General features: G+C 72.7%; 14 protein-coding genes. 3 read left to right on the top strand and 11 right to left on the bottom strand.

Features of this window, described 5'->3' with window-relative positions; translation table 11 throughout:
* Positions 1–215: 215 nt before the first annotated feature.
* Positions 216–1,847 carry an ATP-binding protein gene (locus tag ACFVX6_RS13080; RefSeq protein ID WP_389690759.1) on the top strand — a complete coding sequence of 544 codons (1,632 nt, stop codon included), beginning with the start codon at positions 216–218 and terminating at the stop codon, positions 1,845–1,847.
* Positions 1,844–2,596, top strand: coding sequence for a response regulator (locus ACFVX6_RS13075; protein ID WP_389690757.1), 753 nt, complete (start codon positions 1,844–1,846; stop codon positions 2,594–2,596). Before ACFVX6_RS13080 ends, ACFVX6_RS13075 begins: the two co-directional genes overlap by 4 nt.
* Before the next feature lie 41 nt (positions 2,597–2,637).
* Here ACFVX6_RS13075 and ACFVX6_RS13070 read toward each other — a convergent pair whose 3' ends face one another.
* From ACFVX6_RS13070 to ACFVX6_RS13060, 3 genes are all read right to left on the bottom strand, one after another.
* Complete coding sequence (locus tag ACFVX6_RS13070) at positions 2,638–4,230, bottom strand: cation acetate symporter (protein WP_389690755.1); 1,593 nt, start codon at positions 4,228–4,230, stop codon at positions 2,638–2,640.
* Complete coding sequence (locus ACFVX6_RS13065) at positions 4,227–4,775, bottom strand: DUF485 domain-containing protein (protein WP_389690753.1); 549 nt, start codon at positions 4,773–4,775, stop codon at positions 4,227–4,229. The genes ACFVX6_RS13070 and ACFVX6_RS13065 overlap by 4 nt, the downstream gene beginning before the upstream one ends.
* A gap of 176 nt (positions 4,776–4,951) precedes the next feature.
* Positions 4,952–7,072: a type IIA DNA topoisomerase subunit B gene (locus ACFVX6_RS13060; protein ID WP_250746547.1), complete on the bottom strand. Its 2,121-nt coding sequence runs from the start codon at positions 7,070–7,072 to the stop codon at positions 4,952–4,954.
* Positions 7,073–7,518: 446 nt separating this feature from the next.
* Between ACFVX6_RS13060 and ACFVX6_RS13055 the strand changes: the two genes are divergently transcribed.
* Positions 7,519–7,755 (top strand): hypothetical protein, encoded by a 237-nt coding sequence (locus ACFVX6_RS13055; RefSeq protein WP_112449103.1) that lies wholly within the window; start codon positions 7,519–7,521, stop codon positions 7,753–7,755.
* A 107-nt stretch (positions 7,756–7,862) separates the two neighbouring features.
* On the opposite strand, the gene ACFVX6_RS13050 is transcribed toward ACFVX6_RS13055, so the two are convergent.
* From ACFVX6_RS13050 to ACFVX6_RS13015, 8 genes are all read right to left on the bottom strand, one after another.
* A complete protein-coding gene (locus tag ACFVX6_RS13050; RefSeq protein ID WP_389690751.1) occupies positions 7,863–8,831 on the bottom strand; it encodes a serine protease in 969 nt (322 codons plus the stop codon).
* Positions 8,832–8,962: 131 nt separating this feature from the next.
* Positions 8,963–10,561, bottom strand: coding sequence for an RNA polymerase sigma factor (locus tag ACFVX6_RS13045; RefSeq protein ID WP_389690749.1), 1,599 nt, complete (start codon positions 10,559–10,561; stop codon positions 8,963–8,965).
* A gap of 476 nt (positions 10,562–11,037) precedes the next feature.
* Positions 11,038–11,979, bottom strand: coding sequence for a FadR/GntR family transcriptional regulator (locus ACFVX6_RS13040; protein ID WP_389690747.1), 942 nt, complete (start codon positions 11,977–11,979; stop codon positions 11,038–11,040).
* A gap of 150 nt (positions 11,980–12,129) precedes the next feature.
* Positions 12,130–13,944 carry an ATP-binding cassette domain-containing protein gene (locus ACFVX6_RS13035; RefSeq protein WP_389690745.1) on the bottom strand — a complete coding sequence of 605 codons (1,815 nt, stop codon included), beginning with the start codon at positions 13,942–13,944 and terminating at the stop codon, positions 12,130–12,132.
* Between the two features lie 203 nt (positions 13,945–14,147).
* The gene (locus ACFVX6_RS13030) at positions 14,148–14,894 is read right to left on the bottom strand and encodes an NUDIX domain-containing protein (RefSeq protein ID WP_250748883.1); all 747 of its coding nucleotides are present in this window, start codon (positions 14,892–14,894) and stop codon (positions 14,148–14,150) included.
* A 105-nt stretch (positions 14,895–14,999) separates the two neighbouring features.
* Positions 15,000–16,985 carry a glycogen debranching N-terminal domain-containing protein gene (locus ACFVX6_RS13025; RefSeq protein ID WP_389690742.1) on the bottom strand — a complete coding sequence of 662 codons (1,986 nt, stop codon included), beginning with the start codon at positions 16,983–16,985 and terminating at the stop codon, positions 15,000–15,002.
* 449 nt (positions 16,986–17,434) lie between these two features.
* Positions 17,435–18,754, bottom strand: a complete 1,320-nt coding sequence (locus ACFVX6_RS13020) for a DUF4192 domain-containing protein (protein ID WP_389690740.1) — start codon at positions 18,752–18,754, stop codon at positions 17,435–17,437.
* A gap of 132 nt (positions 18,755–18,886) precedes the next feature.
* Positions 18,887–20,062: a hydroxymethylglutaryl-CoA synthase gene (locus ACFVX6_RS13015; protein WP_389690738.1), complete on the bottom strand. Its 1,176-nt coding sequence runs from the start codon at positions 20,060–20,062 to the stop codon at positions 18,887–18,889.

The raw sequence follows: 20,062 nt of genomic DNA, 5'->3' as shown, positions 1-20,062 counted from the left end.
ATGTCCTCGTCCCTCGACATGAACTTTCTGAACCATGGGAGATAGGAATTTGCGGTGTGCGGTGCGAGAGTTGCAGAGCTTTGGCGAGTCGTCTACATCCCTGACCGCACTTTTATGCGGTCATCGCTTGCGCAAGCTGGGCGCAAATAACGCAAGCCATTTGCGTGAGGGGGAGAAATTCCGCTTACGCCCGAACCGGCCTACGGTTCGTACTCATGCGGTCCCTGCAGTTCCTCCACACGAGCGCCCGGCGCCTCGGGCTGCCCAGACGGGCCGCCTCCCAGATCCTGCTGACCCAGCTGGCCATCGCCGCCGGGGTCCTCGCCCTGGCCACCGGCCTCTTCCTGGCCCCACTGAGCGCGCAGCTCGACGACCAGGCCATGCGGCGCGCCCTGGCCATCGCCCAGAGCGCCGCCGCCGACCCCTCCCTGGCCGCCGGCCTCGTCGGCTCGGCTCCCTCGCCGGACAGCCCGGTGCAGGCCTCCGCGGAGCGGATCCGCTCGGCCACGGGCGCCGAGTACGTGGTGGTCCTGGACCTGGCCGGAATCCGCCGCTCACACCCGAGCCCCGACCGCATCGGGCGGCCCGTATCCACCGACCCCGGCGAGGTCCTGGCCGGCCGCGAGGTCATGGAGATCGACGAGGGCACCTTGGGCCGCTCGGCGCGCGGCAAGGTCCCCCTGCTCGCCGCCGACGGGGAGATCGTCGGAGCCGTGTCGGTCGGCATCGCCTACGACAGCGTCCAGGGCCGCCTGCTCGGCGCCATCCCGGGCCTGCTCGCGTACGCCGGCGGCGCCCTCGCGGCGGGCGCCCTCGCCGCCTACCTGCTCTCGCGCAGGATCCACCGGCAGACCCGCGACCTGGCCTTCTCCGATATCGCGGGGCTGCTCGCCGAACGCGAGGCGATGCTGCACTCCATCCGCGAAGGCGTGATCGCCCTCGACCGGGGCGGCCGGGTACGGCTGGTCAACGACGAGGCGGCCCGGCTCCTGGGCCTCGCACCCGAAGCCGCCGGCGCCGCCACGGGCCGCGCCCTGGACGAGGTGCTCGGCGCGGGCCGCACCACGGACGTCCTCACCGGCCGGGTCACCGGCCGCGACCTGCTCACCGTCCAGGGCGCCCGGGTCCTGGTCGCCAACCGGATGCCCACCGAGGACGGCGGAGCCGTGGCCACCCTGCGCGACCGCACCGAGCTGGAGCACCTGGGCCGCGAGCTCGACTCCACCAAGGGCCTGATCGACGCCCTGCGCGCCCAGGACCACGAGCACGCCAACCGGCTCCACACCCTCCTCGGCCTGCTGGAACTGGGCCTGTACGAGGAAGCCGTCGAGTTCGTCACGGAAGTGGTCGGGGTGCACCGCAGCACCGCCGAGCAGGTCACCGAGAAGGTGCACGACCCCCTGCTCGCCGCCCTGCTGATGGGCAAGGCCACCATCGCGGCGGAGCGCGGGGTCCCCCTGCGGCTGGCCGGCTCCGCGCTGCTGCCCGACCGCCTCGTCGACCCGGGAGGCCTGGTCACCATCCTCGGCAACCTGGTCGACAACGCGCTGGACGCCGCGGTCGGCTCGTCCGCGCCGCTGGTCGAGGTCGACATCCGCGCGGACGGCCGCACGGCGGTCCTGTCGGTGCGTGACAGCGGCCCCGGCGTCCCGGTGGAGCGCCGCGAGGAGATCTTCACCGAGGGCTGGTCGACCAAGCAGCCCCAGGCCGGCGCCCACCGCGGACGCGGTCTCGGCCTCGCCCTGGTACGGCGCCTGGCCGAACGGCAGGGCGGCACGGTTCGGGCCGGCGAGGCGCCGGACGGAGGGGCGGAATTCTCCGTCGTCCTCCCGGAGGCCCTGCGATGAGCACCTTCGACGCATCCGGCGGCTTCCATGCACCCAGTGCATCCGGCGCATCCAGCGCTTTTGACGTACTGGTCGTCGACGACGACCTGCGTGTCGCCCGGATCAACGCGGCCTACGTGGCCAAGGTGCCCGGCTTCCGCGTGTCGGCCCAGGCCCATTCGGCGGCGCAGGCGCTGGCGCTCCTGGACTCCCGCCCCGTGGACCTGATCCTCCTCGACCACTACCTCCCGGACGAGAACGGCCTCGACCTGGTCCGGCGCCTGCGCGAGCGCGGCCACCACACCGACGTGATCATGGTGACGGCCGCCCGCGACCTGGCCACCGTCCAGGCCGCGATGCGCCTCGGCGCCCTCCAGTACCTGGTCAAGCCCTTCACCTTCGCGGGACTGCGCACCCGCCTGGAGGCCTACGGGGCCCTGCGCCGCACCCTGGACACCGGCGGCGAGGCCGAACAGGCGGAGGTGGACCGGATCTTCGGCGCCCTCGCCGCGGCCGGCGCCGATGCCCCGAGCGACCTCCCCAAGGGCCACTCCCCCACCACCGCCGACCTGGTCCGCGGGATCCTGCGCGCGGCCGAGGGCCCGCTCTCCACCCAGCAGATCGCCGACCGCGCGGGCATCAGCCGCCAGACCGCCCAGCGCTACCTCAAGCTCCTCGACCGCGCCGGCCGCGTCGTCCTCGCCCTCCGGTACGGCGAAACGGGCCGCCCGGAACACCGCTACGCCTGGCGTCCGCCCACGACCGGCTGACGCCGGTCGGCGGCCGGTCCCGCTCCCCCGCCAGTCGGGCCCTACACCGCCCCGGCGCCCGTCAGAGCGCGGACCTCGGTCTCCGCGTGCCGCCGCTCGTCCGGCTCCTCCGCCGAGGTCACGGTGCCCAGCCAGCCCGCCAGGAAGCCCAGCGGAATGGACACGATGCCCGGGTTCTGGAGCGGGAAGAGCTGGAAGTCCACGCCCGGGAACAGGGATTCGGGGCTGCCGGAGACCACGGGGGACAAGGCCACCAGCAGCACGGCCGGGAGCAGCCCCCCGTACACCGACCAGACGGCGCCCCGCGTGGTGAACCCGCGCCAGAACAGCGAGTACAGGAGCACCGGCAGGTTCGCCGAGGCCGCCACCGCGAAGGCCAGACCCACCAGGAAGGCCACGTTCAGGTCCTGGGCGAGCAGACCGAGCGCGATCGCCACCGCCCCGATCCCGACCGCCGCCACTCTGGCCACCGCCACCTCGCTGCGCTGACGGGCGTGGCGGCGCTTGAGCGAGGCGTACAGGTCGTGCGCGACGGAGGCCGACGAGGCGAGGGTGATCCCCGCGACCACCGCGAGGATGGTCGCGAAGGCGATGGCCGCCACGAAGGCGAACAGCACCGCGCCGCCGGTCGAGTCGGCCCCGCCGCCCAGGAAGGCCGCGAGCAGCGGCACCGCGGTGTTCCCCGAGGCGTTGGAGGCCCTGACCTCCTCCGGCCCGAGCAACGCCGCCGCGCCGAAGCCGAGCACGATGGTCATCAGGTAGAAGCCGCCGATCAGCCCGATCGCCCACACCACCGACCGGCGGGCCGCCCGCGCCGTGGGCACGGTGTAGAAGCGCGACAGGATGTGCGGCAGCCCGGCCGTCCCCAGGACCAGGGCGAGACCGAGGCTCATGAAGTCGAAGCGGGCCGTCCAGTCGCCTCCGTACTTGAGCCCGGGGCCCAGGAACCGGTCGCCGTGCCCGCTGCGCTCGGCGGCGCTGCTGAGCAGCTGGTCGAAGTTCCCGTGGAAGCGCAGCAGCACGAGCACCGTCAGGGTGATCGCCCCGCCCATCAGCAGCACGGCCTTGACGATCTGGATCCAGGTGGTGGCCCGCATGCCGCCGAAGGACACGTAGATCACCATGAGCGCACCGACCCCGATGACGGTCAACGTCCGTGCGGCGCGGCCCGAATCGGCGAGCAGCAGGCCCACGAGGCTGCCGGCGCCGACCATCTGCGCGACGAGGTACAGGACGGAGACGACCACCGACGAGGTCCCGGCGGCGATCCGCACCGGCCGCTCGCTCATCCGCGCGGCGACCACGTCGGCGAGGGTGAACCGGCCGCAGTTGCGGACGAGTTCGGCGACGAGGAACAGGACGACCAGCCAGGCGACGAGGAAGCCGACCGAGTACAGCAGGCCGTCGTAGCCGAACAGGGCGATGAGGCCGGAGATGCCGAGGAAGGAGGCGGCGGACATGTAGTCGCCGGCGATGGCGAAACCGTTCTCCATCGGGGAGAACAGGCGCCCGCCCGCGTAGAACTCCTCTGCCGAACCGTGCCGGTTGCGGCTCACCCAGGTGGTGATGCCCAGGGTGACGGCGATGAAGACGCTGAACAGGAGCAGCGCCAGGGTCTGGTGTTCGGTGGTCACCGGCCCGCCCCCCGTGCGTGGGTGCGCTCCCCGGCGTCCGCCCGGCGGACCTGCTCCTGCTCGAAGACCGTCCACCGCAGGTCCAGCGCCGCGCGGTCGCGCCGCAGCCGGGCGTGGCGGGCGTAGGCCCAGGTCAGCAGGAAGGTGCTGAGGAACTGGCCGAGGCCCGCGAGCAGGGCCACGTTGACGGATCCGAACACCGGCCGGGCCATCATGCCGGGCGCCGTGGTCGCGGCGATCACGTAGGCGACGTACCAGAGGAAGAAGCCGACGGTGGCGGGGACGACGAACCTCCGGTAGCGGCCGCGCACCTCCTGGAAGGCGGCGCTGCGCTGCACTTCGAGGTAGATGTCGGACGCCGCGCGCACGGGCGCGCCACCTGGGGAGGAGCTCGGCGGTGACGTTTCCGCTCCACCGCCCGCGGCTCCGCCGGGCCCCTCGCCTACGCCGGCACCCTCGCCCTCGCCCCAACCGACGGCCAGCGCGTCGTACCAGGGGTCGTCCAGCCGGATCGTTCCGGCATCACGACCTTCGTGCTTGTCCACCGAACTCTCCTTGTCCGCCGCCGCAGTGGCCGCGTGCCCACAAGGATGTGCGGGAGGAACGGTTTCCGGACTGGTGTCCCGGTGCTCTTCACTCCATCAGGTGATGGAGTGAAGAGCACCGGTGTGCCAGGGCCGAGGAAGTGCCACCGGAGGTCCCCCGGTGGCTCCGGGTCCGGTCAGGCGTCGATCCGCGACCGGTCCAGGGTGGCAGCGGAGCTGGTGATGAACTCCTTGCGCGGAGCCACCTCGTTGCCCATGAGCAGGTCGAACACCGACTCGGCCGAGTCCAGGTCGCCGATGTTGATCCGGCGCAGGGTGCGGAAACGGGGATCCATGGTGGTCTCCGCCAGCTGGTCGGCATCCATCTCGCCGAGGCCCTTGTAGCGCTGGATCGAGTCCTTGTACCGGATGTTCTTGCGCTGGTACTCGAGCAGGGTCTGGCGCAGCTCGTTGTCCGAGTACGTGTAGACGTACTTGTCCTGGCCCTTCTTCGGCTGGACGAGCTCGATCCGGTGCAGCGGCGGCACCGCGGCGAAGACCCGGCCCGCCTCGACCATCGGGCGCATGTAGCGCTGGAAGAGCGTGAGCAGCAGGCAGCGGATGTGCGCGCCGTCCACATCGGCGTCCACGAGCAGGACGATCTTCCCGTACCGGGCGGCGTCGATGTCGAAGGTCCGGCCCGAGCCGGCTCCTATGACCTGGATGATCGCCCCGCACTCGGCGTTCTTGAGCATGTCCGAGACCGAGGACTTCTGGACGTTGAGGATCTTGCCCCGGATGGGCAGCAGCGCCTGGAACTCGGAGTTCCGGGCGAGCTTGGCCGTACCGAGCGCCGAGTCCCCCTCGACGATGAAGAGCTCGCTGCGCTCCACGTCGTCGCTGCGGCAGTCGGCCAGCTTGGCGGGCAGCGAGGAGGACTCCAGCGCGGTCTTGCGGCGCTGCGCCTCCTTGTGCTGACGGGCCGCGATCCTGGTGCGGGCGGCGGCGACGATCTTCTCCATCACGGAGCGCGCCTGCTGCTTGTCGTCCCGCTTGGTGGAGGTCAGGAAGGCCTTGAGCTCCTTGGCGACGACGGCCGCGACGATCCGGGTGGCCGCCGAGGTGCCGAGCACCTCCTTGGTCTGCCCCTCGAACTGCGGCTCGGCGAGACGGACGGTGACGACCGCCGTCATGCCCTCCATCGCGTCGTCCTTGACCACGTCGTCCTCGGCGACGCGCAGCAGCTTCGCGGAGCGCAGCACCTCGTTCACGGTCTTGGTGACCGAGCGCTCGAAGCCGGAGATGTGGGTGCCGCCCTTGGGGGTGGCGATGATGTTCACGAACGACTTCACGTTCGTCTCGTACCCCGTGCCCCAGCGCAGGGCGATGTCCACGCCGAGCTCACGGGTGACCTCGGTGGGGGTCATGTGGCCGCGGTCGTCGAGGACCGGGACGGTCTCCTTGAAGATGCCGGTGCCGGTCAGGCGCAGGACGTCGCAGGCCGCCTTGTCCTGGGCGAGGTACTCGCAGAACTCGCTGATGCCCCCGTCGAAGCGGAAGGTCTCCTCGGTCTTGCCGGCCCCTTCCAGGGCCCGCTCGTCGCGGACCACGATGGTCAGGCCGGGCACGAGGAAGGCCGTCTGGCGGGCACGCTGGTAGAGCGTGTCCAGCGTGAGCTTGGCGTCCTTGAGGAAGATCTGCCGGTCGGCCCAGTAGCGGATCCGGGTGCCGGTCTTGCCCTTGGCGATCCGCTTGCCCTTGCGCAGGCCGTTGGCGGGGTCGAAGGGGCTGTCGGGGCCCTGCTCGGTGAACATGCCGGGGACGCCGCGGCGGAAGCTGATGGCCTGCGTCGCGCTGCCCCGGTCGACCTCCACGTCCAGACGCGCCGAGAGCGCGTTGACTACGGAGGCGCCGACGCCGTGCAGGCCGCCGGAGGCCGCGTACGACCCGCCGCCGAACTTGCCGCCGGCGTGCAGCTTGGTCATGACGACCTCGACGCCGGAGAGGCCGGTCTTGGGCTCGATGTCGACGGGGATGCCGCGACCGTTGTCGCGGACCTCCACGGAGGAGTCCTCGTGGAGGATCACCTCGATGTGGTCGCAGTAGCCGCCCAGGGCCTCATCGACGGAATTGTCGATGATCTCCCAGAGGCAGTGCATGAGGCCCCGGCTGTCGGTGGAGCCGATATACATGCCGGGGCGCTTGCGGACGGCCTCGAGGCCCTCGAGGACGAGCAGGTGCCGCGCGGTGTAGTTGGAGCCGTCCCGGTCTGCTCCGGTCAGCAGTGCGCTGGAAGGCACGGACGTGTCGGCGGTCACGCAGTTCGCTCCTCGCTGAATTCTTTTTCTGGCCCGGTCGGGCGCAGTGGTGGCTCGGTTGCCGCTGGAAGGGTACCGAGGCCTGGTAGAGCCGATGCAACGCCACCCCAGCCCCTTCGTCAGCCTAGTGCAGCTCCGTACGCATGTTCGATCCCCCGTGGGAGTGAAGCAAACATCACGTTCCCTTCCGCGCATGAACCATTTAGTGTTCGGGCACGTCCTCATGCACAACCGGCACTCAGCCGGAGAGGGCAGAACTGCGACAAGCGAACGACCTGACAACGCGAAACCGTAAAGCAACGCAATACGGCTCCTTCGCCGCCAACCGGCAACAGCCGGCCAGCTTCGGAAGGAAGTTTCGAGGAAAAGCCGCGAGCGGGAACGTTTTCGGCCTGGTTGGATGTTGACCCTGGTACGACAGCTCGTCGAGCTAGAGAAGAGGCGACGTGACTACTGTTCTGACACCCGCGACCCCGCTGACGGCCGCTGACCGATGCGACCGTTGCGGCGCCCAGGCATATCTGCGCGTCGTCCTGCTGAGCGGCGGTGAACTGCTCTTCTGCGCCCACCACGGACGCAAGTTCGAGCCGGAACTCAAGAAGATCGCCGCGGAAATACAGGATGAGACCGAGCGGCTTACGTCCGCTCCGGCGGCCAGTGCCGCCGAACCCGAGGACCGCTGACACAAGGCCTACACCTCGCATCCGACGAGCCAGGACCGGCGATGCCGGTCGACGGGCGGTACCTCTGCGACCCAGAGGGACCGCCCGTCCTCATGCCCGGACGCGGTTCAGCGCCCCGGCGCCGGCCGGTCCCCCGCCGCGAGGCCCCTCCCGGGCCCCTGAGCGGGGCGTACGCCCACCCCCAGCCCTCCGCGGGCACCAGGACGGCCCAGTTCCCTCCGGGCCGCCTCCGGGCCGCTGGCGGAGTTGGTGGAGTCGGCGACGAAACCGATCAGCGGTGCGATCCGGGTGTACACCCCCGGACTGTCCGCCCGCCCGCAGCCGCGCCCCCAGGACACCAGCCCGATCAGCCGGCCCCGGGCCACCAGAGGACCGCCGCTGTCCCCCTGGCAGGCGTCCTTGCCGCCGTCCCGGTCCCCCGCGCACACCATGGAGTCGGCCCGGTACTGACCGTCGGCGTCTCCCGGGTAGGCCCGCCCGCACACCTCGTCCGCCAGCACCGTCACCCTGGCGGCCCGCAGCGCGTAGGCGTAGTCGCCGAAGCCGCTGGTGTCGCCCCAGCCGTATACGGCGGCCTCGGTGCCGGCGCCGTACGCCGGATGCCCGAGGTCGGCCATCGGCAGCACGTTCTGCGCGGCCACGGCTTCGGCCAGCTCCAGGACCGCCAGGTCGCCGGCATTGCTGCCCGGGTCGTAGGCCGGGTTCACCCGGGCGGAACGCACCGCGATCTCGCGGCCCTCGCCCGCGCGCAGCTCCGTACGCCCGGTGATCACCCGGAAATCGCGGACGGAGTCGACCGGGCCGCCCAACACCTGGCGCCCCAGGCAGTGGGCCGCGGTCACCACCTTGGTCGGGCTGACGAGGACGCCCCCGCAGAACTGCCCGCCGCGCGTACCCCCGAACCGGTCACGGCTCGCGAGGGCCACGACCCAGGGGGCATCGGCCACCTTCACCGGCGTTCCGCCGATCACCACGCTGTCCGCGGCGGCTCGCGGCGCCTGGGAGAGCGGCGCCGCCGCCGCTCCCGCCGCCAGGGTCAGCGCTCCCGCCAGGACACGGGCAAAGGGACGACGCATGAGGCCTCCTGACTCCGAGTGTGCATGACTCCACTCAGAGTGGGACGCCCGGTGGCCGTGCGCACCCGCGCGACCACCGGCGACGACCTGCGGCGAACCCCTCGCCGCGCCCCGGTCCGGATCCGGCCGGCTCAGTCGAGGTAGTCGCGCAGCACCTGGGACCGGGACGGGTGACGGAGCTTCGACATGGTCTTCGACTCGATCTGGCGGATGCGCTCGCGGGTGACCCCGTAGACCTTGCCGATCTCGTCGAGGGTCTTCGGCTGGCCGTCCGTGAGGCCGAAGCGCATCGAAACCACGCCCGCCTCGCGCTCGCTCAGCGTGTCGAGAACCGAGTGCAGCTGCTCCTGCAGGAGCGTGAAACTCACGGCATCGGCCGGTACGACCGCTTCGGAGTCCTCGATGAGGTCGCCGAACTCGCTGTCGCCGTCCTCGCCGAGCGGGGTGTGCAGGGAGATCGGCTCGCGGCCGTACTTCTGGACCTCGATGACCTTCTCGGGGGTCATGTCGAGTTCCTTGGCCAGCTCCTCCGGGGTGGGCTCGCGGCCCAGGTCCTGGAGCATCTGGCGCTGGACGCGGGCCAGCTTGTTGATGACCTCGACCATGTGCACCGGGATGCGGATGGTGCGGGCCTGGTCGGCCATGGCCCGGGTGATCGCCTGCCGGATCCACCAGGTGGCGTACGTGGAGAACTTGTAGCCCTTGGTGTAGTCGAACTTCTCCACGGCGCGGATCAGACCCAGGTTGCCCTCCTGGATCAGGTCCAGGAAGAGCATGCCGCGGCCGGTGTAGCGCTTGGCGAGGGAGACCACGAGGCGGAGGTTGGCCTCCAGCAGGTGGTTCTTGGCCCGGCGGCCGTCCTCGGCGATGATCTCCAGCTCGCGCTTGAGCTTGGGCGCCAGCTTGTCGGAGTTGGCGAGCTTGTCCTCGCCGAAGAGTCCGGCCTCGATGCGCTTGGCGAGCTCGACCTCCTGCTCGGCGTTGAGGAGGGGGACCTTGCCGATCTGCTTGAGGTAGTCCTTGACGGGGTCGGCGGTGGCGCCGGCCACGGCGACCTGCTGGGCCGGGGCGTCGTCCTCGTCGTCCGAGATGACGAAGCCCTTGCTCTCGGCGCCCTCCTCCTCGTCCTCGGACTCGGCCTTGGCGGCTCCGGGACCGTCTTCCGCGGACTCCTCGTCGCCCGCTTCGTCGGCGTCCTTCTTGGCGGCGGTCTTCTTCGCCGCCGTCTTCTTCGCCGCGGTCTTCTTGGCGGGCGCGGCCTTCTTGGCCGCCGTCTTCTTCGCCGCGGTCTTCTTGGCGGCGGGCTCGGTCGCGGTCCCCTCCGCGAGGGCGTCGGCGTCGACGAGCCCCGGTTCCGCCGCCTCGGTCACCGTGTCGGGTTCGGCCACGGCGGGCGCGGCCGCCGTCCTGGCCGCCGCCTTCTTGGCGACGGGCTCGGTGGCCGTCCGCTTGACGGGGCTCTTCGCTGCGACGCTCTTGCGGGTGGTGCGCTTGGGCGACTCCGCGGCACTGACCATCAGCGTCACACCCTCTTCCTCGAGGATCTGGTTGAGGCTGCGCAGAACATTCTTCCACTGGGTCGCAGGAATCTGGTCAGCCTCGAAGGCCCGACGCACGTCATCGCCGGCGATCTGCCCCTCGGCCTTGCCCCGCTCGATGAGCGCCATCACAGACTCGGAATCGGCGATCTCCGGCGGGAGCGTACGGGATGTGCTGGCCGACACGAACAACCTCTCGGAACGATGGAAACGGCTTCCGACCCCGGCCTGGTGGTGCTGGACCGGAGCCGACGACCACCGACTGGGGATGGGCCGGGGGCGCGGGCAGGGGCCGGGGAGCTGCACAGCATCCCCAAGGGCTGCTGTCTTCCCTCCGTCGGCCATCACCTCTTAGGTCATCGCGTGACCTCGCGGAGCGTTACGCCCAATCTTCGTGGCCCGAGTCACACCCCGTTTGATGCCATGCCGGTCATACCGTGATTTCTGCACGTCCGGTCTGCCCGAACACGCCCCGTTTCGCGGGCCGGACGACTCCCCGGATTCGGCCTCCCGGCGGCCGCGGACCGGAGCCGGGAACCGACCGGGGCGCTCAGAACCCCGGCGGGGAGCCGGACTCCACTGCCGCCGGACCCTCCCCGGACTCCGTCCTGGGGTGCCGCCGGGGACCGGCGGCCCATCGACACGCCCGCGCCGTGCGCTGCGGCCCGTCAGTGCTCGCGCGGGGCGGGGACCACGCGCTCGACCTCCGGATGCACCGTCAGGAGCTGGCGCATGGAGTTCTCCGCGCCCAACGCGTCACCGGCGGCCAGGGCCTCGACCATGCGCGCGTGGTGCGCGACGCAGGTCTCGCTGGGGCGGTCGCAGGAGGTGACGGGACTGCCGGACACCTGCAGGGCGGCGGAGACGATGCCGGAGAGGTGCTCCAGCATGCGGTTGGCCGCGGCCTGGATGAGCAGGGCGTGGAACTCGTTGTCCGCACGCGCGAAGGTGATCGAATCACCTTGCCCGAGAGCGTGTCCCATGATCTCGACCATGTCGGCGAGGCGCTGCTGGATCTCCGGCCGGCCGTGGCCGGCGGCGAGGCGGGCGGCGAGCGGTTCGATGGTCCAGCGGAGCTCGCCCAGCTCACGGCGCTGGTCGTCGCGCTGCGGGCCGAAGGCGCGCCACTCGATGATGTCGGGGTCGAGCAGGTTCCAGTCGGCGACCGGGCGGACCCGGGTGCCGACGTTGGGGCGGGCGCTGACGAGGCCCTTGGCCTCGAGGACGCGCAGGGATTCGCGGACGACGGTGCGGGAGACCTCGAAACGCTGCCCGATCTCCTCGGGGACCAGCGGGCGGTCCGCACCGAGGTCGCCGGAAACGATCATCTGGCCGAGCTGCTGGACGAGTTGGCCGTGCAGTCCGCGGCCGCGGCTGCCTGCGGCGCGGCGGCCGACCCGGCTCAACTCGACGTCGGATCCGTCCCAGTGGGGCACTCCCACCCGGTCGGCCCCCGAGGCCTCCGGGTAGGGGTAGCGGTCGAGTTCGCCCGCGCCGGCGAGGCCGGAATCGGCATGGCGGGCGGCGGTCATCATGGTGTGCGCAAGGGTACTCACGAATCCTTTGTCGGCCGTGTCTCGGCGACCCTTGAGGTCTTTGGTGAAAAGCACACGAAAGGGTGATCGGTGCCACCTACGCAATTGACGACTTATCGTAAAAAACCGGGCCTTTTGCGGGGAGTTGCGGTCCGCCGGGCCTGATGTGGACCACAACGGTCCCGTTGGGTCCGGACCGGCACCGGAACGATCACCAACGATCCCTCACAAACGGACGCGGCCGCGCAGTCCTGTGAACCCATAGGCGCACAACAGGACCATCAGCGACAACACCAGCGCGGTGCCGACCGGTTGGGCCATCACCCGGATCGCCCCGAGGACCACCCGGTCCGCCTCCGGCGGCCACTGCGCCCAGGCCAGGCCGCGCAGCCGCTCCGCGAGTCCGGCGACCGGGTACGCGGACGGGCCGTCCAGGGCCTTGCGCACCAGCGGTACGACCATGACCGGTACGGCGAGCACCGCGGCCAGACCGGCGGAAGCGGACCGGAAGACCCCGGAGGCCAGGACTCCGGACCAGGCGCAGCCGATGAGCAGCCCCGCCCAACTCGCGGCCGGGGAGACCCACTCCGCGGGCGTACGGAGCGGCCCGCTGCCGAACACCAGCGTCAGGGCGGCGGCGTCCGCGGTCACGGCGAGGGCGCCGAGCAGCAGCGCCAGGGCGGCGCTGACGCCGAGTTTCGCCGTGAGCAGCCCGAGTCGGCGCGGGACCGTGCCGCGGTCGGCGGCGAGCGCGGGGTAGCGGTACTCCTCGCCGAAGGCCAGGGCTCCGAGCAGTCCGGCCCCGAGCGCCGCGGGCGGCAGCGGGAGCAACTCCGGCCAGGCGGCGAGCAACCGGTTCTGCGGGGTGTGGCCGAACCGGGCCAGCACCAGCGCGGTGACGACGGAGACGGCGACGACGAAGGCGGCGGTGAGCACGGGAGTGGCGGTGCCGAAGGTCCGGTGCAGCTCGTAGCGCAGGGGCCGCAGCGGGCCGCCGAGCCGGCGCACGGCCGAGGCGGGCCCACTCGATCGGGCGGGGCGGGCGGAGCGTCCGGAGCGGGGCCGGTCGCCGCCACCTGCTCCGGACGCGGCCGGCGTTCCGTCGGCGGCCGCGGCCGGAGCCCCGGATCCGGCGTGGTCCCGGGCGCGCGGCAGCGACGGCTGCGCTCCCGCGTCGCCGGTCTCGTCGGCGAGCTGGTGGACCAGCACACCGTGCCGGAAGGCGGCCTCGCCGACCTCGGCACAGTTGCTGCCGTAGACGGACAGCCGGCTGCCGCTCTCCTCCACGATCTCCACCGTGCGCTGGGCGGCCCGCGCCTCCCGGCCCAGTACGTCGGCCAGCCGGGCGGCGTGCGGGGTGCGTACGGCGACCCGCGGCCTGAGCCTGGTCCGGGCGAACTCGGCGGCGTCCTGGTCGGCGACGAGCCGGCCCGACTCGATGCTCACCACCCGGTCCGCGCTGCGGGCGGCCTCCTTCGCGTCGTCGGTGGTGAAGAGCACCGCGCCGCCGAGGGAGGCGTGGCCCCGCAGCAGCCCGTGCAGCCAGCTCCGTTCACGGGGCGAGAGCCCGGCGGCGGGCTCGTCGAGGAGGAGCGTGCAGGGGTCGGCGAGCAGGGCGGCGGCCAGCGCGACCCTGCGCTCCATGCCGAGCGAGAGCGAGCCGAGCCGCTGGTCGCGCAGTCCCGCGACGCCGACGACCTCCAGCATGGCGTCGGCCCGCGCGGCCGGCACGCCGGCCGCGGCGCAGAGCATCCGCAGCTGGCCGCGCACGGTCCGCGAGGGGTTGCCGGGGAGATCGCCGAGGAGCACGCCGACTTCGCGGCCCGGATGCGGGATCCGGTGCAGGGGGCGCCCGCGGAAGTAGGTGACTCCGCGGCCCGGTTCGAGTTCGAGCATGAGCCGCAGCGCGGTGGTCTTGCCCGAGCCGGGCTCGCCGAGCAGTGCGGTCACGCTCCCGGGGCGGGCCTCGAAGGTGAGGTCGTCCACGAGGGGCGGTTGGTTTCGGCGGGGGGTGCTGGTGAGTCCGATGGCCTGGAGCATCGCTTCTCTCGCGGGGGGTGAGACCGCTCTGCGGCAGGGTGAATACCGCTAACAAGATAACGCGATATGTCCGATTTAAGGCGCAGGCTGTCGCACGTCTCGCCCGTGTCGGCGCCGGAGCCGTCGCCCACGGCCGTGCGAGCCCGGATACCGGCCGGGCCACCGGCTCGGGTGGCCCGGGGGTGGTGTGGGGCGCCCGTGCGTCAGACTTCCGGGCGCAGCATCGGCGGGTTGAGCAGGGTGGCCCCGCCGGCCCGGAACAGCTGGGCGGGACGGCCGCCCTGACGCGTCGTCGTGCCCCCGGCCGGGACCAGGAACCCGGGGGTGCCGGTGACCTTGCGGTGGAAGTTGCGGGGGTCTAGGGCGACTCCCCAGACCGCTTCGTAGACCCGGCGCAGCTCGCCGACGGTGAACTCGGGCGGGCAGAAGGCGGTGGCCAGCGAGGAATACTCGATCTTCGAGCGGGCCCGCTCGACCCCGTCGGCGAGGATCTGCTCGTGGTCGAAGGCGAGTCCGGCGCCGGTCTGGCCGTCCGTGGACAGGAGCTCGTCGACGGGGGCCCAGCGCGCGCTGTTGGCATCGCCGCCGGCCCGGGGGGCGGGCAGATCCGGAGCCAGCACCAGATGCGCGACGCTGACCACGCGCATGCGCGGATCCCGCTTCGGATCACCATAGGTGGCCAGCTGTTCGAGGTGCGCCCCGTTGCCCACGTCCGGAGCGGCCGGGTCATGGGCGCAGAGGCCGGTCTCCTCGGACAGTTCGCGGGCCGCGGCCGCCGACAGGTCCTCGTCCCCGCGGACGAAGCCGCCGGGCAGCGCCCAGCGTCCCTGGAACGGCTGCTCACCCCGTCGGATGACCAACGCGCAGAGCGCATGGCGCCGCACGGTGAGCACGACCAGGTCGACGGTGACGGCGAAGGGCGGAAAGGCCGACGGGTCGTAGGGCGACATGACGCGATCATAGTCGTCTGCCTGACGATAAACAGAGCTTTGGGGATCTTCGGACCCGGGAACCGGAAGCCCCGGCCCGATGCGGCCCGATCGGCGGGGCGCCTCCTACCCGCCCAGTTGCAGTGCATCGGCGGCCTCCTCCACCATGCCCAGGCCCAGCCGGCTGATCCGGACGGCGAAGGGTTCCCCCGAAACCCGCAGCCCGGAGAGGCGGAGCCCGCCGAGCGGAGCACCGGGGAGCGGTACGAGGGCGACCGTGCCGGCGGGGGCGTCCGGACGGATACCGGCCAGCGCGGTCAGGACGTGGATCCCCGCGGCGGCCGCGACCGCCGCCGGCCGGCAGGCCGCCGGATGCGGGAGCGGAGCGCTGCCCTCGGTGCGCTGCTCGGCCGCGTACATCTCCGGGAGGCGGTACCCGAAGCCCTCCGCCGCGTCCAGCAGGCCCCGGAGCAGGCCGGTGGCCTCCTTCTCGAAGCCCGCCTGGGCCAGACCGGCCACGGCGACCGCGCTCTCGTACGGCCGCACCGCGCCCGAGCGGTACCCGAACGGGTTGTGCCCCGGCTCGCGGACCCCCATGCTGCGCAGCCCCCAACCGGAATCCATCGCGGGGGCTCCCAGCAGCCGAGCCAGCTGCTCGGTGCGGACCCGGTCGAGCAGCCCGCGCGCGAGCCGGCCGCCGCCGGGCAGTCCGGTGTCCAGCAGGTGGGCGGCGGCCCCCGTCAGCCGGGGCAGGGGCCGCCCGTCGGGGTGCAGGGCCGCCGCGGGCCGGCCGCCGTCCGGGCCGTCGACCCAGAAGCGGGCTGCGAACCGCTCCCGCAGCGCGGCCGCCCGGTCCCGCCACTCCTCGGCTCCGGGCCGCCCGCACCCGGTGAGCAGGTCGGCCCCGAGGAGCAGGGCGCGATGGGCGTGGGCCTGGGTTTCACAGCGCCGGGGTCCCGGATCGGGATCGGCCAGGAAGCCGTCCTCCCCGAAGGCGCCCCGGATCCACTCCAGGCACCGCTCGGCGGCGGGGAGCAGCTGGGCCACCTCCGCCTCGGGCATCCCCCAGAGCCGGGCTTCGGCGAGCACCGCGGGGAAGGCGAGCGTCGCCTCGGTCCCGGTGCACCCCGGGGGCAACTGCGGCCCGGCCCCCCTGAGCGGCCCCGGGATCTTCCCCGCGTCGGCGCCCCGACCTCCGGTCTGGGTCCGGGCCAGGATCCGCAGGGTCGCGGCTGCCAGTCCGGTGCCGAGCGGGAGCGCCATGCGGGCGGCCCACAGGGACTCCGCCGGGGCCAACCCGAGCCGCCACGGCACTCCGGCCGCCGCATAGCTGTCGGCCGGCTGCTTCGGGTCCCTGAGCAGGAGGGCGCCCAGGTCCTGCACGCTCGTGCGCAGCCATGCCTCGGCCCGCGGGTCGTCGCCCTCCGCGCGGGCGTCGTCGGACAGCGGATTGGCCACCTGTCCTGCGGGGGCCCGGGCCCCTCGGTCCCGGGTGGTCCGCAACTCGATGGTGCGGGACTCGCCGGGGCGCAGTTCGAGCTGCCAGCGCAGCAGCCCGGCCGAGGCCAGCGCGTCGTCCGGAGGCGGCTCGGCCGCGGTGACGGCCTGGGCCTCGCCGTTGGTCCAGCGCAGCCCGGCGGCGTGCACGGCTGCGGGCAGCTCGGGCCCGACCCGGCCGGCGGCCACGTCGGCCAGCTCCGCCAGATCGGTGCCGAGCGAGACCTCGACCGGGATCCGCAGGGGCCGGCCGGTGAAGCTGCGCAGGGTGATCCGCTCGGTGCCGTCGGCGTGCCGGATCCGCTCGACTCCGACGTCGGGATCGGGCCCGGGCTCCGCTCCGGTGCGGACGGTCGCGGTGAAGGAGGCCCGGTCGGCGCCGAGGCTGCGGCCCTGGACCGCGACCGGGTCCCGGTCGGCGACGCGCAGCACGCAACGGGACAGCAGCCTTAGCCCGGCGCGGTAGATCCCGTCGACCCCCCGCCCGGTGAGCTGGCCGTGCTCGGGCGAGATGACCAGGCACGGCGCGGAGACGCAGATGACCGCACCGTGCACGGGCGGCAGGTCGGCCCTGCGGGAGGGGGCTACGCGGGCAGGGGGTACGGGGTGAGACATGGGTCGCCTTGTCTGCGCTCCGGGTGGGTCGGCTGGGCGGCGGCGCGGCCGGATCCCCACCTCCCCCCAGCGCAACGCCCCCGCCCCCGCCCGGGTCACGGGCCCCGGTGGGGGCTGCGCCCGGCGGAGCACCGGCCTTCGCGGGGGCGGCCGCCGCAGGACCGCTCGTGCCCCTTCCCGCAGCCACCCCCGGAGCACGGCCCCGCAGCCCTCACCCCGACCACGCACCCGGCCCACGCAGCCGCCTCCACCCCGACCACGGACCCGCTCCCGCACCCGCACCCGCCTGCGGTCCGCAACCCGGCCCGAGCCCCGGCCCGAATCCTGACCCATATTCCGGCCCATGTCCCGGCCCATGTCCCGGTCCGAACCCCGGCCCACATCCCGGCCCGAATCCCGGCCCGCGACCCGGCCGCGGCACCGGCCCCCGCCCCAGCCCCACCCGCGCTTCACTGCTCGCTCCCCGCCGTGCTCCCGGACTCCCGGCGGCTGCTCGTCCTGCCCGTCCCGCCCGGGCGGGCGGGCGGCCTGGTGACGGAGCCCGCCCGCCGGGTTCCTGCGGGCAGGCGACCCCGGCGCGGCTCCCGGCGCCGCCGCTCCTCCCGCAGGCACTCCCGCAGCCCCTCCGGGTCGATCCCCTCGTTGCAGGCATGGTGGAGCAGCTGCGCGAAGCGATACCCGTCGTCCGCCCGCAGGGCCAGCCCCAGGGCGATCCTGGCCGTCGGCTCGTCCCCGGTGGACCAGGAGACCCAGCCCGCCAGGGTGAGGGGAGCCGCCGCGTGCTCCCCGTAGGCCCCGACGCAGCGCCTGGCCAGGGCGCGCCAGAGCCGCAGGGCGGGGGCCGCCTCCTCGCCCTCCATCCACTCGGCGGCGATGTCGCGGATCTCGCGGTCCTGGAGTCCGAGGATCAACGAGGCGGCCTCGTCGTGGCCCAGCAGCCCGTCGTCCCAGGCATCGGCTCCGGGGCCGCCTTCGGACGGCGGCGCGAGGGTCATGCGCTGGATCAGCGCGCGGGCGAGCAGGACGGTCTCGGCCCCCACCTCCTCCCGGGTGGCCCCGTCGAGGATCTTCGGCACCAGCGCGACGGCCGCCCGGTCCAGGGCCCCCTCCATCTCGCCGGCCACCGTCCCGCGCAGCGGTGTCAGCCTGCGCTCGATCTCCCGGAGGGAGCCGCGCACCTGGAGTCCCGCGTACGTGGCCGCGGCCGCCATCACCGAGGTGCCCGGCGCGGCCAGCGCAGTGCCCTCGGCGGGGCAGCACCGCCCGTCCGGGCAGCAGTAGGACCAGTACCGCCCGGCGGAGAGGCACAGGGCCTCCAGTACGGGCACGTCCAGGGCCCCGCAGGCCAGCCGGATCCGCTGGGCGAGCGGGCGCAGCCTGGTCATCACCCGCTGCGCGCTGTCGCCGCGCTGCGGGTCCTGGCAGAGGAAGACGATGATGCCGTCGGGCCTGGATCCGCGTCGCACGCTGCCGCGGATCAGACAGTCGGCGACCTGCCGGGCGGTGTCCTCCCACTCCTCGGGGGCTGCGGGAATGCCCACACGGAGCCGGCCGCCGAAGCGGCCGGCCTCCCCGTGGACGGCGACCATGACGAGGGAGTCGCTCGGATGGAAGCCGAGCATGTAGGGCAGCGCGTCGGCCAGTTCGGCCGGACTGCGCAGGGTGATCCGGGATGCGTCGACGCCTCCGGACGAGCCGGTGGGCGAGGGGGACGAGGGGGACGAGGGGTCGGACGGGGTGCGTGCCGCTTCGTGGTTGTTGTTCGTCATGTCCCGAAGGTCCCGTGTCCGACCGGATCCGGAAACCCCTGTGGATAACTCCACGACAGCAGGGAGCCGGCGGCGCCGTGGGGCACCGCCGGCAGCCTGCTGTTCGCGACGACCTGCCGGCGCGACAACCTGTTAGCGCGGCTCGTAGACCCGCTTGTGCCCGAACAGCCCGGCCAGCCGGTACGGCCCGGTGGTTTCCCTCGGCGCGGGGTGGTCTCCGCCGTCGACCGGAAAGGCCTGCTCGTGGCGTTCCCGGTAGTCGGCGTAACCGATGTCCCGGCGCCGGGCGATCGCCTCGCGGTGCTGCTCGGACCGCAGGTGCGAGCGGTAGCCCGGTACGGGGATTCCGGCGAAGAACTCGGCGACGCTGCCGGACCCGTAGCTGAGCAGGCCGATGGGCCGGCCGGTCAGATCGTCGGCGTTGTCGAGCAGCGCGGCCAGCCCGAGGTACACGGATGCGGTGTAGCTGTTGCCGATGTCCTCGTTGTAGGCCGTCGTCTGGCCGACGGCGCGGATGACCTCGGCCTCGTCGACTTCCCGCCCGCAGCTCTCGAGCAGGGCCCGGTGAGCCTTGTAGGCCATCTTCGTGAACGGCTGGTGGTAGCAGAACGCCGCGAACTCCTGGAACGCACGGCCGCCTTGCTCGGTGTAGTCCTTCCACGCACCGTCCATCGCCTGCAGGTAGGCGGAGACGGATTCCTTCCCGTCGACCAGGGCGGTGCTGAGATAGTTCGGCCGCCAGAAGTCCATGATGTCGGCGGTGAACACCCCCGACGGTTCCTCGATGCGCACCAGAGCGGGGTCCGCACTGATCAGCATGGCCACCGCCGCGGCCCCCTGGGTGGCCTCGCCCGGCTTGTCCAGCTCGTACTTCGATACGTCACTGGCGATCACGAGGACCTGCTGCGAGGGATCGCGGTGGACGAGGCCGATGGCGAACTGCAGGGCCGCGGTCCCGCCGTAGCAGGCCTGCTTGAGCTCGACGACGCGGGTGGCGGAGGGCATCGACAGCAGCGAGTGCACGTGGATGCCGGCCGCCTTCGCCTGGTCGACGGACGACTCCGTGGCGAAGACGACCGTACGGATCCGGTCGGCGCCGTGCCGGGCGAGGATGGGGGCGGCAGCGGCGGCCCCCATCGTCACGATGTCCTCATCGGCGGCGGTCACGCTCATCGAACGCTGGCCGATGCCCACGTGGTACTTGCCCAGCTCGGTGCCGTTGTGGGCGGCGAGTGTCTCGTGGGTCAGGACGAGCTGGCCCGTGGCGAAGGAAAGGTCGTGGATTCCGACCGAGAGGTCCCTGGGCAT

It is taken from the genome of Streptomyces sp. NPDC058289 (assembly GCF_042880975.1).
GTDB classification, from domain to species: Bacteria; Actinomycetota; Actinomycetes; order Streptomycetales; family Streptomycetaceae; genus Streptomyces; species Streptomyces stoeckheimensis.
The sequence above is the reverse complement of the archived record's forward strand: the minus strand, read 5'-3'. Positions and strand labels throughout refer to the sequence as shown.